This is a genomic window from Bradyrhizobium sp. USDA 326, from assembly GCF_049739485.1.
GTDB lineage: Bacteria > Pseudomonadota > Alphaproteobacteria > Rhizobiales > Xanthobacteraceae > Bradyrhizobium.
Window position 1 is genome coordinate 3601979 of record NZ_JBMGQA010000001.1, and the last position, 16163, is coordinate 3618141.

Annotated in this window: 9 protein-coding genes; 7 read left to right on the forward strand and 2 right to left on the reverse strand. The window is 58.8% G+C overall.

Going from position 1 to position 16163, the window contains the following annotated elements; genetic code table 11:
- Nucleotides 1–627: 627 nt before the first annotated feature.
- A complete protein-coding gene (locus ABIG06_RS17105) occupies nt 628–1605 on the reverse strand; it encodes a hypothetical protein (RefSeq protein ID WP_245454657.1) in 978 nt (325 codons plus the stop codon).
- Between the two features lie 693 nt (nt 1606–2298).
- Between ABIG06_RS17105 and ABIG06_RS17110 the strand changes: the two genes are divergently transcribed.
- The 3 genes from ABIG06_RS17110 (at nt 2299) to ltrA (ending at nt 6826) form a co-directional block, all read left to right on the forward strand.
- Nucleotides 2299–2739, forward strand: a complete 441-nt coding sequence (locus ABIG06_RS17110; protein WP_036032015.1) for a VirK family protein — start codon at nt 2299–2301, stop codon at nt 2737–2739.
- A 1019-nt stretch (nt 2740–3758) separates the two neighbouring features.
- Complete coding sequence (locus tag ABIG06_RS17115; protein WP_124163631.1) at nt 3759–4958, forward strand: IS256 family transposase; 1200 nt, start codon at nt 3759–3761, stop codon at nt 4956–4958.
- A 485-nt stretch (nt 4959–5443) separates the two neighbouring features.
- A complete protein-coding gene (ltrA, locus tag ABIG06_RS17120; protein ID WP_245454658.1) occupies nt 5444–6826 on the forward strand; it encodes a group II intron reverse transcriptase/maturase in 1383 nt (460 codons plus the stop codon).
- A 227-nt stretch (nt 6827–7053) separates the two neighbouring features.
- On the opposite strand, the gene ABIG06_RS17125 is transcribed toward ltrA, so the two are convergent.
- Nucleotides 7054–7962 (reverse strand): hypothetical protein, encoded by a 909-nt coding sequence (locus tag ABIG06_RS17125; protein ID WP_370137880.1) that lies wholly within the window; start codon nt 7960–7962, stop codon nt 7054–7056.
- Nucleotides 7963–10384: 2422 nt separating this feature from the next.
- Here ABIG06_RS17125 and ABIG06_RS17130 point away from each other — a divergent pair.
- From ABIG06_RS17130 to ABIG06_RS17145, 4 genes are read left to right on the forward strand one after another with little or no spacing between them, the layout of a single operon-like run.
- Nucleotides 10385–11725, forward strand: a complete 1341-nt coding sequence (locus ABIG06_RS17130) for an NtaA/DmoA family FMN-dependent monooxygenase (protein ID WP_036032050.1) — start codon at nt 10385–10387, stop codon at nt 11723–11725.
- Between the two features lie 34 nt (nt 11726–11759).
- Nucleotides 11760–13448 (forward strand): ABC transporter substrate-binding protein, encoded by a 1689-nt coding sequence (locus tag ABIG06_RS17135; RefSeq protein ID WP_124163633.1) that lies wholly within the window; start codon nt 11760–11762, stop codon nt 13446–13448.
- A 23-nt stretch (nt 13449–13471) separates the two neighbouring features.
- On the forward strand, nt 13472–14410 hold the full coding sequence (locus tag ABIG06_RS17140; RefSeq protein WP_424578356.1) for an ABC transporter permease: 939 nt from the start codon (nt 13472–13474) through the stop codon (nt 14408–14410).
- Nucleotides 14407–16089, forward strand: a complete 1683-nt coding sequence (locus ABIG06_RS17145) for a pentapeptide repeat-containing protein (protein ID WP_245454660.1) — start codon at nt 14407–14409, stop codon at nt 16087–16089. The genes ABIG06_RS17140 and ABIG06_RS17145 overlap by 4 nt, the downstream gene beginning before the upstream one ends.
- Nucleotides 16090–16163 lie beyond the last annotated feature (74 nt).

Sequence of the window (16163 nt, forward strand, 5' to 3'; positions counted from 1 at the left end):
GGGATGCAGGCGCCGGAGCTCGCAAGCTGATTTGACTGACAAGGGACTGGAAGAATTGCGAAACGACATTCTTGAATGCTGCCTCCATACATCACGAGCGACTATGGAGCTTTTAGGCAAGATCGGCAAAATCGATTCTTTTGATGGAACGCATCCAGGTAGCAGATAGACCATTGTGCGAGGGCACGGCTTGCCGCGCGAGCGAGACTCTATTGACTTGATCTTTGATGCGCTCGCGTTCGAGCTCTTGCGATTGATCGCACCATCGATGGCAGGTCGAGCTGCGGAAACGATCGATGCGCGGCCTTAGTGGCTCACGTCATCTGAACTTTCTTCCGAACGTGTCGGCGGCGGCTGGATCGAGCGAGGAGGCCGCAGCACTCGAATGAGGCCGGGGAAGAACAAACAATGGCGCGAGTGTGTCCTCCGCCACACTGTCGGGTACCTCTTGGGATGTGGGCGCCCCTTCGTCCCTCGCCCGGTCAAGGGATAGGTCTCAGCGCCTGTGGCCAAGCCATTATCGTTGTCCGTGAAGCGGGCTCGCCTGGGATGACCCTTCCTTCGGGTGGTCATCTAGTCAGCATTAAGGGACCTACGAGCATGGCGCAGTCGCCAGTTGGCTAATCGTTACTCTCCAGTCCTCCGCTTGAAGGGGTTGTCTTCACTGGCGACTCGATAGCTTTCCAAATTGCCGCCCAGGAACAAGCGCTCTGTCTCACTAGTTGGCGTTCTGCCAAGCGAACACATCAAATCCACATCCGCATCGATGTTGTCGCTATCCTCCACATTCATTGCAAGGCCAATACTGCTCAGTACGTCGTCGGGCGTCCAGACCGCAGACTTCGGGACGACGTAGGTATGCAGCTTGTCGGCATTGTTTGCGATCGCTCTCGCCCAGTGGTCTCGGGAGACGCTGAGTTTCGAAGGGTCTTCGACCAACGACACGAATGGAGAAGCGGTCTTACCGCGCATATGCCATCCAGCCTGGCGTGCCAGGTCCAGGGGATATCGCTCCAGAGGATCTCCAATGGAAGAATGATCGCGCGCCGTGTTACGGACGTGTGATATTGCAGATGTGGTGGCTTCCGTGCGCGGTTTGCAATCGCTGTCCTGGTTCTGGAAACGATGCAGCTTGAGATATGTCGATGCCGCTATATTTTCGAAAATGCGATCCCGGTCGACACCGTTGTCCCCCGCTGGCGCCCATCGCGCTGACTGGTTTTCGGCGAGGGCGATCTCGTTCTTGAGCTCTTGGAGCGTGGCGCCCATTAGCGTTGCCGCAAGCTGGGCGCGCGCGCCGACAAATGATGGGGCTGGATAGCGACTGGTTTCCGAGGCCGCGCCGCCTGGCGCAGACGAGGAGCGGGCGGTAGCGGAATTTGCCGCTAAGGGGGGTGAAGCCGAGGTTGAATAGACCGAGTCTACGTCGTCTAGATTCAAGTCATTCAAGTGCTGCTCGAAGCTTGCTTGATCGTCTGAACTGTGCGCCGATGCGCTGATCTGGGTGTTAAGCTCGTCTTGTGGCCCGTGGACCCGGTGCGGCTCCTGTAGCGGGTTGTGAACCTCAAAGGGAGTGTCTGCGGCATTTCCTGTATCAACATTCATCTCTCTCTCCCTTCGAAGTGCAGGCGGTCGGCGTAGTTGTTGCAGGTGCAGCTTTCGAGAAGCTGACCGACCAGGAAGGAGGTCATTTAGCTTTGGAAAGGGTCGAATAGAGTCAGTCAACGAGGCGAACGGTCAGCTGCACGGAAGCCGCGGGAGGCGACGTACCACGATACCGTGCTGCCTTGTGCCCTCCGGCATTGGTGTTCGATCAGCCGAGATCGGCGCCGCTGAGTGAGCTTTTTCGGACCGCCGCGCCAGGTTCGCTCCACTACCTCATGCGGACGCTTCATCCAGGGAGACGGTCCTTGCACAGCAAGACGGACGGACTGGCGCTTGCGGCTGGCCGAATGTCTTTCGTAGATCGTCTCCTTATGCAGATGTGAGAACTGCATTCTCGCGCCCGTTAGGACTGCGATGGACAAGCGCAACCGGCTTCCGTTTTGTTGTTTCCAAGCGGAGGACGACGCTGGATCAAATCGTTGTAGTCGACGCGCGCGAAGCTAAGCCACTTCAGCAAACCTGACCTACGAGGTTGTGATGTCGGAATAGCCATCACAGCGACTTGCGCCTCGTTGCGACAGGCTGCTTTTGTACAGGCGCGAGCGCGCGTTGTGTCTGGAATCAGACAAAGGGCTTGCGAGCACGACGTCTTTAAAAGCGCAATTTGCGGTACTTATCGAGGGAGAAGAGCATATGAAGTTTACTGGCCGAGCACTAACGATCCTGTTGTCCTTGCTTTCGGCCGCGAGCGTGAGCGCGCCGGCGAGAGCCGACGAGCCCTCGCCGAAATACACCGAGGTGCTCAGTGCCCTCCAGGCGGGGAAGAATGTAAAGCTCATACTGGACATGAGCCGCTGTACCACAGCGGAGGGTGGCAAGCCTGCGTCGGCGACGCAAGCCGGCCTGCTCATCAATGCATTCAGGGTAACCGTCCAGAACGGCATCAGCTTCGCCAATGCTCATCAAACGGTCGACAGCTCCGGACATGCCGTGACCGAGTACATCCGCCATAGCCTTAGCCGCGAGGGCAAGCTGACGGTGCGAGCCTCGAAACTTGTCGTCGGGACCACCGAACTCGTGAACCAGGGCGAATTCATCTGCGAACTGCCGGATGGCGCAAAGTTCATCTGGTAACGAAGAGCACAGAGCAGGGGGCGCTTCAAAGACTTGATCCTTTAATCGCGCGGACACCTTCGCACGGATACGGATCCTTTCGATCGTCAGGAACGATCAGAGTGTTTCTGACGGTCGTTTCGTCGGGCGAGGATCAAGTTGCACGAACTTGCTGCTCAGGTAACTCATGAGGGCCGCCGATCTAGATTCGATATCAGGGATTGGAAGATCGGCGGTTCAGCCAGTCGTCGGATGGGGGGAGCAAGGCTCTCACTTGAACGCTTCAGATGAACTCGCCAAGGACGCCCTCACGCAGTCTGCGGTCATCGTAAGAACATTCCAAGTCGATCCAGCCGCGGGCTCGCGTTGATGACACTCGACCTAGGCGCCCAGGATGCGCTCGTATCCTTCATCCGCCTCTTTTGGGGTCCTTCACCTTGAAATCTCAGTCCTGCCGAATGCAGCCACAAGGTGATTGAACCATCCCGCTTAAGATCATCTGGGCTGGCCGCTATGGGTTTGCTCACCGCTCGTAAACTGCGTTCGCGCGCAGATCGAAGCTCTCTGAGCAAACGATCCGTGGTTTCGGCAGCTTGAGCAACTGCTCGAGGTGCCGACGAGCACCTCGTTCAGCCAAATTGCGCGCCAACGGAAGAGCTGAGCGCGGCCATCGGTTAGGCTGATCGCGTTGTATCGATCCATTCTGCGGTCGGCGGGCATGGCTACCTCGTTCTATCGCTACCATGTTAGCTTCGCAAAAGCTGACCTGGCCAGGCGGAAACCTAGAATGAATAGTGGGGCAAGGGTCGTTCCAACCCGCGGATAAGTGCGGCGAACTTCAGAGACGATACAGGGTTGGGCTGAACTCTCATGTTTCCAAGCGGGTCGTGTCCCCGGTGATGGTGTAGCTCGGTAGAGCAAAGCCGTCCGCACGCGCGCCCTCCCATGGCGCCGTAGCGGGCGGGCGGCTTTGCGGTGGTCACCGGCAGTTCGCCGGTAGGGTCGGGTTGCTGACACCAACCTGATTCGAGGAACCACCGATGACCGATGAGATGATGAACCTCCGCACGCTCGTGGAGAAGACCCCCGATGCGGATCTGCTGCGCGAGATGATCGGCTTTGCTGCCCAGCGCCTGATGGAGCTGGAAGTGGAAGGCCAGACCGGGGCCGCCTACGGCGAGAAGAACCCCGAGCGTCTGGCGCAGCGCAACGGCTACCGCGACCGGACCTGGGAGACCCGCGCCGGCACGGTCGAGCTGCGCATTCCCAAGCTGCGCAAAGGCTCCTACTTCCCCGGCTTTCTGGAGCCGCGCCGGATGGCCGAGAAGGCGCTCACCGCCGTGGTGCAGGAAGCTTATGTGCAGGGCGTCTCGACCCGCTCCGTCGACGATCTGGTGCAGGCGATGGGCATGAGCGGCATCTCCAAGAGCCAGGTCTCGCGGCTGTGCGCGGAGATCGATGACAAGGTGAAGGCGTTCCTCGCTCGCCCGATCGAGGGCGATTGGCCCTATCTGTGGATCGACGCCACCTACGTGAAGGTGCGCCAGCAGGGGCGCATCGTGTCGGTCGCGGTGATCGTCGCGGTCGGCGTCAACAGCGATGGCCGGCGCGAAGTTCTCGGCATGGACATTGGTCCCTCGGAGGCCGAGACATTCTGGACGGCGTTCCTGCGCAAGCTCGCCCGCCGCGGCCTGCGCGGCGTCAAGCTGGTCGTCTCCGACGCCCACGAGGGCATCAAGGCGACCGTCGCCAAGGTGCTCAACGCCAGTTGGCAGCGTTGCCGCGTGCACTTCATGCGCAACGCGCTGGCCCATGCCGGCAAAAGTGGACGGCGTGTCGTCTCCGCCTTCATCGCCACTGCGTTTGCCCAGGACGATGCCGAGGCCGCACGAGCGCAATGGCGGAAGGTCGCCGATCAGCTCCGCCCCAAGCTACCCAAGCTCGCCGGCTTCCTCGACGAGGCCGAGACCGATGTGCTGGCCTACATGACGTTCCCGCCGCAGCACCGCACCAAGCTGCACTCGACCAACCCGATCGAGCGCCTCAACGGCGAGATCAAGCGCCGGACCGAGGTCGTCGGCATCTTCCCCAATGAGGACGCTATCGTCCGCCTCATCGGCGCGATCCTGCTCGAACAGAATGATGAATGGGCCGTCCAGCGCGCCCGTTACATGACGCTGGAAACCATCGCGCCGTCGAGCGATGATCCAACCGTCAGCCTCCCGGCTATCGCCAGCTGACCAGTCCGGCTTTTGCCGGCGAACGCGGTGTCCCACCGCCAGTTACACCACGCTCAGGGAGTACGTCATGCCAAGCTGATGATTGCTTGTGGGTGCAAGTCCCATCCGGCCAAAGCTGTAGCAGGCAAGCCGGGACCGAGTCTTGCGGGCGTCGCGGCAACGCGGGGTCTGAAGTGTAGACAGGAGCCATGCGGGGTGCGGGAATGAGCCTCGAAAGGTGGATGTTCGCGGAGGCCGAGTGTGTTCCCTAGTCACGAAGGCTGCATGAGCATCGTCGTTATGCGAGACGATGTCGCTCCGTCGGGGTCGATGGCCGCATCACGTATGGAAGGCAATCATCGGAACATGAGAGGCCCGACCGGGTCCATTGGATTGGTCTCCAGTGGGGGACAGCGGCAAGGCACTGCCAGAGCCGTTGTCCGAGCTGAGGTCGGGAGTCGGACTGGTCCATACTACCTGTGAAGTCGTCGAAGGTAACGAGACGGATGGAGGGAAGGGACCAGCCCGAGGGGAGCCTGCGCGAGGAGGCCAGGGTCCGGACGCAGAGCCGGGTTGCCTTGCCGCCGAACCTCAAGCGGGTGAACGCGGCAGCCAAGCAAGCTGCCCAAACCCGATTCACTGCCCTGCTGCACCATGTCGACGAAGACGCTCTTCTTCGGGCGTTTCGACGACAAAAGCGGCAGGCCAGCGCGGGGGTCGATGGGGTGACGGTGGCGAAGTACGAAGAGAGGCTGACGGATAACCTCCGCGACCTCTGCGGACGGGTCCACTCCGGTCGTTACCGGCCACAGCCGGTGCGGCGCGTCTACATCCCCAAAGCCGATGGCGGTAAGCGGCCTCTCGGCGTGCCGGCGCTAGAGGACAAGATTGTCCAAAGCGCGGTGGCCGAGGTGCTGAGCGCCGTCTACGAGGCCGACTTCCTCGGGTTCTCCTACGGCTTCCGGCCGGGGCGGAATCCTCACATGGCGCTTGATGCCCTGCATACGGCGATCATGAGCCAGCATGTGAACTGGGTGCTCGATGCCGACATACGCAGCTTCTTCGACTCGGTCGACCACGAGTGGCTATTGCGGATGCTGGCACACAGGATCGCCGATCCTCGCATCTTGCGGCTCATCGGGCTGTGGCTGCGAGCTGGCGTTCTTGAGAGCGGCGAGAAGCAAGAGACGGACAGGGGCACGCCGCAAGGGGCAGGCATCAGCCCGCTCCTTGCCAACGTCTTCCTGCACTACATCCTCGATCTCTGGGTCCAGAAATGGCGTCGTCGCCGCGCACGCGGTCGTATCGTGATCGTGCGCTACGCGGACGACTTCGTCATGGGCTTCGAGAACAAGGCAGATGCGCAGGAAATGCTCTTGGCCCTCAAGGCGCGGCTGGCCAGCTTCGGCCTGACGCTCCATGAGGACAAGACGCGGCTGATCGAGTTTGGCCGGTTCGCGGCCGTCTCGCGTCAGCGGCGGGGCGAGCGGCGGCCAGAGACCTTCGCCTTCCTCGGCTTCACCCACTACTGCGGGCGGACCCGAGATGGCCGGTTCATCGTGAAGCACAAGACGGAAGGGAAACGCCTGACGCGCAAGCTGACGGCGTTGCGCCAGGAGGCCTGGCGGCTCATGCACGCGCCACTGGCCACGCAGCACGAGTGGTTCGCCGCCGTGCTGCGCGGGCACTATGGCTATTATGGCAGGCCGCACAATTATCCAGCGCTCAACGGCTTCTACCGCGAAGTGCGTCGGACCTGGCTGCGTTGTCTGAGACGGCGTAGCCAGAAAAGTCGGCGCATGGGCTGGCCGGAGTTCGAGACCCTGACGGCACGCTTCCGCCTGCCAACTCCACGCATCACTCGCACATGGGCGCAGGCGCGGATATGACGCGGGTTACCCTCGGGAAGAGCCGGGTGCGGGAAAGCCGCCTGCCCGGATCTGTGAGGGCAAAGCCAAATGGCCGAGCTACTCGACCACGATCTCCAAGCGCGGTACGCGGCCAGTCCCCCGCGCTGGCCAGTTGGGCCGGAGTATTATTGGTAGCGTGAAACGCTACTGTTTGATTTCTCCGAGCGTCGTAAAAGGCAAGTCACCCTTTCCGAGGCCTGTACCACTCAGTCGTTTGTTCCTGACGTTTTGTATGGATTAGATGCGCTAGCGGTCCGATAGTCATCCAGGTTCCCGCCGAGAAATAGTACCTCACGCTCCTCAGTTGGGGTATCGCTCACCCAAGCCAGAGCGGGTTCGTCATTCTCAGTCCCGTCCTCGAGAATACTGACGATGTCTTCCGCCGTCCATGTTGTGACTCTCGGGACCGTGTAGGTGTGCAACTCATTCGCGTTTTCCGCGATTGCTTTGGCGCCATACTCGTTGTCATCGTCCGGCGAAAGGAGCAGTTGTGAGGCCTCCTCAGACAGTGACACAAAAGGCGAAGAACTGGTACCTCCCCTCATGTGCTCTGCCGCTGTGCGACCCAGATCAAGTCGTTGGCCTCCCCAGATATTCCAGGGGGCGGCCTCATAACGCAAAGCCGCCATGGAACGCAAATGGGCCATCGCGCTTTGACGGTCCAACGCATTTGGCTTGCAATGGCTGGCGTGGTTTTGAAAGCGCTCCAGCTCCACGTATGACGATCCCACCACGTCATCGTAAACGCGGCCACTGTCCACGCGGTCGACTGACAATCCACTCGCTCGTGACCATTTTGCTGATCTTTGCGCAGCGAGTTCGATTTCTCTTCTGAGTTCCGCAATGTTAGCGCACGTCAGCGTTGCGGCAAGTTGAGCGCGTGTTCTGACAAAGGATGCAGCCCTGCAGCGTTCATTCTCCGGGATACCTTGCGCTCTCTTGTTACCGTCCGTTACCTTCCGGCTCGATCCGGCCCCAGGTGAAGCCAATGCTGCGAGGATTGGCTGAGACTCTCTAAGCCGCTGCTCAAAATCTGCTTGCGCTATCTCTTCCTGTTGAGGCTCGAGGTAATTCATCCGAGCCTCGGATCGGTTGACGTCCTCAAATGGGTCCATGTCGGTCTCCCTTTGGTAGCCTTGTCACTATCATTCGTACGAAGTTGATCCGATAAGGATCAGAAACCGAGACGCCCGCAATGTCGATAAAACGCACCGGCTCCGGTTCTCGAACCGATCGGTGTGTTGAGGGCATACGGGTCGGACTGACCGCCGATCCAAGTCATTCTTCTGTTCCAGAGCTTGGGCCATCAAGTCGGCCTGCCGTCCGGATAAAGATGCTGCGATGCTAGAAGGCTTAGCTGTCGAACAGCTGACCAGACTCAGCGCTTGAAGAAAACGCGGGGTCCTTTCCGACTACCCCCGCGAGCCTGTTGTTCATGCAGAGCAGAGTTTGGGAGATACGGCCATCGTCGCTATCCGCTCCACGGCAGGGCCGTGTGAAGGTCCGGGGAGAAGCAGCGCGGCGGAAGCGCTGCTATCGGTGAGCTTGAGCGGCGTGGAGAAGTATGCCTGGGCCAGCTTGCATCGGCTCCGAGTGGATCTCCTTGAAATGCTCGTCAAGGTGCTAGCTGGATCCGAACAGCTGAGTCTGGCCGCAGCCGTCGGGCTCGTGTCCGGGCCGGGGTGGCGTGAAGCTTATTCCTCTGTCGGGACTGCTGAAACGAGACCTCGCGTCGGTGCGCCGGGGCGCTGGCCGTAAAACAAGAGCCGGGCGTGCGATTTCGATTCGGGCATCCGCAACACATGGGTAATGGCTTAACTGACAACATTAAAACGCTGTGCGGCCGCGAGACGTTGAACTGCCAACCAGAGCTTGACTGGGCCACAAACGATTCGGGTGCATAGAACCCGCGGCGGCAAGAACTGGCGCACGGGCGCCTCAGTTCGGAAAAGAAAAACGGCGCGTTGACGCTTGCAGCCGATGCGCCACACAATGCACCACAACGTTGGTCGCGCCTTACAAACATATCGCCGCACAAGCCTTTTAGTGTGACCTGCAGGCGCAGCAGAACAAAAAGATCCAGGGCAATCTCCGCGGTCGGTCGTATCGGCCCCTCCTTGCCATCTCCGAACCCCGGCGCGGTTCCGGTCAAAGTAGCGATAGATCTCAGGCACCGACGCATGAAAATGTGACTAGCATCAGTCTTCTTGGGTCGATCCAAAGCGACCAGCCCGGATGGCCGAAGGAGGCGGCTCTTGGCGCTCCAAGGGTTGCATTTCTGTTGCTAGTGGCAGGACGGCGATGGCTTAGGTCAGAACGCCGGGGCTGCGGTCGTCCACCATGCTGGCGCGGAGCGTGTCGTCCGTGATCTTTCTCGCCGGAGGTGGCCGCAGACCTCGAGGCTAGCCAGACGGTTCGAACCGGCATTGATGAAGCTGATAGCCTGCGATTCATCACGAGAGGCGCGCCCGACCTCATCTGCCGGTAAGTGACGCGCTCCGATACCCAACTGAGTGATTTCGTGAACGTTGATGCTCCGGGTGTTTGATGCTCCAGGGCCTTTGTGTTCACAAGTAACTGAGTCCCGTGCACATAGCGGGGCGCGCTCACGAAGGCGGCCTCGGGGACGGCATTCTTCCAAAGTCGCGTCGGTCATCATACCGATGGAAAAAGCGAGAACATGCGGCGCCTGCAAGACAATCACGCGAAGATCCGCAGCATCCTCGAATGCAGCAGGCGCCACGGTGCTGCAGAACAAAGCTCAGCGTCCAAGCAATGCTTTAGGCATCTATAATCTAGAATGTTTCATCGCATTATTAGATGGTTGGCTTGGCCCGGCCTTATTGATCGGATGTCGCTTTGCAACGGGGCAGCATGCGGCTGATCAGTAATGTCTCGCCTAATCTGTTTGTGTTCTCGAGCGCATCAATTCATGTCCCTCGCTTTGAGCCGGCGCTGCCAATTAAAGTCGCTGCAATCACGCAGCGCATGTTCGGGGAGCCTGATCAGAGACCATTTGGGCTAAGCGATGGACAGATAGACTTCGCAATAGAATGGGATGCCAACAGACGATAGTAGATTGAAATACTCAACTATTGCGTTTGCGTGGTTTCGCCCTCTAAAAATCCTCTAATCGATCCTTGCTCGCCCGGTCGCGAGTCCAAACGTTCCGATCGCGAATGGGCATCAGAACACCTTCCTGAGAAGCAGCTGGCCTTGATGAATTCTGGAGCGCAGATGTGAGTGTACTCGTGTGGGATCAACTAGCCGCTGGAAACTGGCTGTCACGACAGCGTCAATCGGCGACCACCGTTGTCGAAGCTCTTTTGGGCTGCGCCTGCGCGCAGAACATCATAGCACGTACCCGAATCTTCTTCGGGGAGAGCCCTCTAACATCAGCCGACGGTTTGTTATCCATGCCTCAAATCGGTTGCCCGGCGCACATTGAGCGTGAGCTTGCGCGAAAGGGCAGGGTGGTCGCTGATTTGTCCTCAACGCCCACCAACTGGCTCAGAGGCCGCCGCATTAGGGGTTGTGATGTCTTCGGTTAACTCCATGCTTCATCTCGGCCTAAATCTTCATGGCGCTGGTGGCCATTCCGCCGCGTGGCGCTGGCCAGGTACAAATCCAAGCGCCTTTTTCGATGTCGAGCACTACGTCCGGGCTGCGAAGGTTGCGGAGCGTGGTCTGCTGGATGCTGTATTCCTCGCCGATACTCCCGCGATAAGTTTCGACATTACGCACCAGCCACCGCTGAATGGGCTCGAACCTACCCTCGTTCTTGCGGTGATTGCACGCGAAACGCAGCGGATTGGCCTGATCGCGACAGCGTCGACGACCTACAATGAACCATACAATCTCGCTCGGCGTTTCCAATCGCTCGAGGTCATCAGCGGTGGCCGCGTTGCCTGGAACGCAGTCACGACGTCGAGCCCGGCGACGGTAGCAAACTTTGGCGGTCGAGAAGTCGGGCGAGTGGATCGCTACAGACGGGCCGAGGACTTCGTTGAAACGGTCCGCGCTCTCTGGCTGAGCTGGAGCGGCGAGGTGGTCATCGCCGATCAGGCTGCGGGAGTTTACGCAGATCAGAGTCAATTCCGCCTCCTGGATCCCGATACCAATAGTTTCGGCATCCGAGGCCCACTGACGCATCCCGCTTCGCCCCAAGGTCACCCAGTCATCGTTCAGGCGGGCGGTTCGGATCCCGGACTATGGCTTGGTGCCCGCAGTGCAGATGTCGTGTTTGCGGCCGCCGGGGACTTGACGACGGCTCTGAGGGAGGCAGAGCGCCTGCGTGCGCTCTCTCGGCAATTCGGCCGCCCTGCGGCTCCGCTCATCCTGCCGGGCCTTGTCACCTGTATCGGGGGCACCGAGGACGAGGCGGCTCGTCGCAAAGAAAACCTTGATGGACTGCTCGATCTGGAGCGCGCCCTCGGCGCCCTTGCAAGAAGCATGGGTGTGGCGGTCGAGAAGCTCAGCCTCGAGAGGCCAATCCCGGAGGAGATTCTGCCTGATGCAGATCATGTTCCGTTTTCTGTCGGTCACCATCGCACGATTGAAGCTCTGGCGCGTCAAGGTCGGACGGTTCGCGAGATCATCAGCAGCGTTCAAGCTTTTGGCCACCGCTTGCTTGTGGGTGCACCCGAGCAGATCGCGGATTCGATTGAGGCATGGTTCCGCGCCGGCGCGGTCGATGGTTTCAACATCATTCCGGATGTTCTCACCGATGGCACTTCAGCGTTTGTCGACAATGTGGTTCCCATCCTGCAGAAGCGCGGGCTGTTTCGCAAAGAATATCTGGGACAGACACTGCGAGAGCATTTCGGCATTTCTACTCCGTTCGAGCCGGCACGAGCCACAGCTAGCTCACCGCTCTGACGCTTCCTCAACACCAAATCTCTGGAGCCTGGATATGCATTTAGCCAATGCGCGGTCAGCGAGGCGCTTCACTGGCAAGTCCAACCGTCAAGCAAGAACACTGGCGGCTACCCTTGTCATGCTCTTGGGCCTGTCCCAATTGGCGCCCAGCGTTCATGCGCAGGAAGGCTTGGCCGGCAGCGTCAAGCGAGGAGGCGTTATTCGTTACGGGCATTTTCAAGAGCCTGCCTGCCTGTTCGGAGGATGGGTGCAGCAATGGTATCTGCAACGCCAGTACAGCGATAATCTGGTTGCGCGCGACGAGGACGGCAAGATTTTGCCATGGCTGGCCGAGTCTTGGACCATCTCCGACGACAAAAAGGTGTACACATTCGAGATAAAGCCGAATGTAAAGTTCACTGACGGGAGCGCCCTCGATGCGCAGGCCATCGCTGACAATATCAACGGGTGGCTCAGCAATGACCCCGATCTTCGCAATCCGACTGCCGCTCCTTATCTCGGCGAGAGCTTCGAATCGGCGAGGGCAATTGCTCCTCTGAGATTGGAAGTAAAATTGAAGGTGCCGTTCCAGCCCTTGCTGAACGTGTTCGCCCAATCCTCACAAGGCATTCTCTCGCCATCGGCACTCAAACGTGGACTTGCGGTCAATTGCGAGAACCCCGTCGGTTCAGGTCCATTCATTGTCGACAAGTGGCACCATGGGCGAGAAGTCACCTTCCGCCGCAATCCCGAATACAATTCGGCGCCGGCCACCGCCAGACATCAGGGGCCGGCTTACGTTGACGGGATCAGTTGGAAGTTTCTGCCAGATCAGACTGTCCGATACGGCTCGCTGATCGCGGGGGAGACCGATGCCATATACGATATTCCGGCTGTCGCATGGAAGGACGCCAACTTCCGCTTTCCAGTATTACGGCACCTGACGGGGGACACCCCCCTGCGCCTCGCATTGTATACGGCCCGGCCCCCATTTGACGACGTGCTCGTCCGCAGGGCCTTTGCCTATTCTACTGACCGAAAGGCCGCGGTCGACACATCCTTCCTCGGCTCTTTACCGTTCGAGGGCAACGGTGCGCTAAGTCAGAGCTCGCCGGAATACCTGCCTGAACTCGGGCAGTCCTATGGGTACGATATTCGCAAGGCCAATCAGCTGCTTGATCAGGCGGGTTGGACTGAGCGCAATCCTACGGGCGTTCGTGTCAAGAACGGTCGTCCGCTCATCGTTCGCATTTCCTATTCGTACGCTTTTCTCAAGCCGGATGGCGAGCAAGCCTTGCAAGTTGTCCAGCAGCAGGGACGGGCGGCCGGTTTTGACGTACGTCTTCAACCCACCAATCCGGCTGACTTCTTCGCCGGGAAAAACCTCGGACCCGATGATTATGAGGTCGTTCTCCTCTATTGGGTTGCCCCCGGCGCTGAGATATTCCGGATCTCGTGGAAGCCCGATCAGAATGGCGAGCCCAATCGCTTCAATCCCTCGCGCTACCAGGATCTGATGCTTTGGGACATCATTCGAAAGGCGGAACAGAATTTCAATGGAGCTGAACGTACCGCCCTTTATCAGCAGGCGGAACGGAAGATCGTGGATGAGGCACCCGTTATTGGCCTTACTGTCCTGGACGTAACTTTGGCGACCAAGCCGACCCTGAAAGACGTCTGGCTGGACCGTGGGTCAGTTGGCGAACCTGTCTTCTATGATGCCCATTTTGACGACAAGAAATGATGCCATGAAGATAGCAACCCATCATGCCATTGTTTGGTTCACGCGCCGGATATTGGCCGGCGTGGTGGGTGGTGTGGGCTGCCGCAACGTTTGCGTTCTTAATTCAGTGTGTGATGCCTGGCGATCGCGCCCAGATCATCATTAATGTGACAAGTGGCAACGTCGGGCCGGCGTCCGCGGCAGAACTCGCGGCGATCAATGCGAAATACGGCTTTGATCAACCACTCGTGGTTCAATACGGAAAATACATGCTGGGAATCCTGCATGGAGATCTTGGTGAATCCTACCAGCAGCATCGGCCTGTCGCAGGGATCATCGCGGATCAGATTGGGCCTACGATTATTCTGGCGGTCGCCGCGCTGCCGATTGCATGGATTATCGCCATCCTGACAACCTTGTTCATCGCCGGCAGAGACAACATATGGTCGAAGCTGCTCAATGACACGCAAGTCTTTTTGGCAACAGTGCCGCCTTACTGGCTGGCCACAATTTTGCTGGTTGTTTTTGCGGTAAAGCTGCGCATTCTTCCGGTCATCGGTGGAAATTCCCCGGTCGGGCTCATTCTCCCGACACTTGCGTTGGCTCTTGAACTGTCGGGCTTTTTTGGACAAGTCGTTCAGAACGAGTTCACGCGCGTGCTCGAGCAGCCCTTCGTCACGTCCGCGCGGGCCCGAGGTATGAGTGATTTTGGCGTCAGGCTTCGCCATGTCCTCCGCCACGCCGCATTGCCCGGGATTACTTTGTCAGGCTGGGCGCTCGGCAAACTTCTTTCGGGCGCGATTTTGATCGAGGTGGTTTTCGCCCGTCAAGGCCTAGGTGGAGTCCTCGTCGCTGCAACGTCCTCGAGAGACGTTCCGATTGTCTCGGGAGCTGTTTTGATCTCTGCGGGCGTATTCGCTCTTGCCAATTTGATCGTCGATCTGACTTACCGGCTGGTCGATCCGAGGTTCAAGTTGACATGAGCATGTTCGCCGAAGTCAGCATATCTCGTTCGCTCAAAGAAGTCCTGGCAATCACGCGCCATGTCCCCTTCCGGGTTACCGTCTCTCTTATAATAATTGGCCTCTTTGCCTTCGCGGCTATGGCCCCAAAGGTACTGCAGACGCACGATCCGCTCGCTATAGATTTGAGATCGTCATTGCAGTCTCCGTCGATCATTCATTGGTTGGGAACTGATCAATTGGGGCGAGATCTTTACTCTCGAATAGTCGAGGGGACGGGCCAATCCCTCGCCATCGGACTTGGCGCAACGGCGCTGAGCATGTTCATTGCGATCGTTATCGGCGTCGCCGCAGCGCTTTCTGGTGGCGTAGTCGATAGCATCCTCAGCCGGATTGTCGACGTGCTCTTTGCGATTCCCACGCTCTTGCTCGCCCTTGTGTTCGTGACCGTTTTTGGCCCGTCCCTATTGACTGAGGTCATAGCTGTCGGAATCGGCACAGCGCCAGGCTATGCGCGCATGATCAGGGGCCAGATGCTTGCCATCAAAGGGACAGGGTATGTGGAGGCCGCCAAGGTTCTGGGTCATCCATTTCCCCGTCCGGGGCTAGAGCGGGCAAGTTTCCTCGGGGCCAAGCTTGATTTTGCCTATATGCACGCCATGGCAGCGCAGGTCTGCAACTTCGATGACGCCAGTCTGCGCAATTTAATTGATGCAACCGGCAGCCTATTTCATGGTTGCAGTATGAAAAGAACACGCTTTGACAACGCGATGCTCAGCGGGCTTCTCCTTTATCAGTGCGACGCGAGTAATGCTGTATTCGATGGCGCGGAACTGCAAGGGTCAACTATCAATGAATGCTTCCTTCCTTCCGCTTCCTTCCGCTTTGCTAAGCTGAGCCAAGTCGCTATCACGAAGACGCATCTGGCGGATTGCTCGTTCTTCCACTCAAAGGGAGACTGCTTATCGATCGTGCGTCCCACCTCCATCGATGGTCTTGTCTTGGAAGGTGCTCATCTTCCGTATCTGAGACTCTCAAAGGTGAGCGGGCGGATTCGGGCGAGAGCCCTGAGCGCCCCATTCGCTGATCTTCACCTGTCAAATCTCGCGAGCGCTGAGCTGGAACAGGCAGACCTCACCGAGGCGCGGCTTCTGTCCGTAGGCCTGTCCGACGCGAACCTCGTCGGTGCTGTGCTCAACAGTGCATCTATTCATTCCTGTCAGCTGGACGGAGCGGACCTATCTCAGGCATCAGGTGAGAGCATTTCGATAACAGAGAGCACAATGCGAGCCGCCAAACTCACCGGTTTTCGCGGCCGCTGCGCCTTTGTGCGCGACTGCGATCTCGAACATGCGGACCTATCACAGGCTTACCTCTACAGGTCGATGATCACCGGTGATCCGCCGCAATCAATGGCATTGGGTCACGCAAATCTCGAAGGCTCCAATCTCGTTCAGGCATATCTCGCCGCGGGTATGACCGATAGCAACCTGGAGGCAACGCGGGCCGCATACGTTCGCATGAACCAATCGTCCCTGCGCGATGCGAACCTGAGTGGGATATCGCCATTCCAGGCCAGCTTCGTGAAGGTCGACTTTTTAGGCGCTAAGATAACCACCGTTTTTTGCCGACCGTTGTCGGGGACTGCAGGTCGCTCTGGAGGGGGATCAGCTGAACGAGTCATCGAACTATCTGGCTGAACTCTCATCGTTGATGCGACGTGGTCGAGAAGGGTCAACCTGACTCCTTTGAAAACCGCAAGAACAGAGGGAGC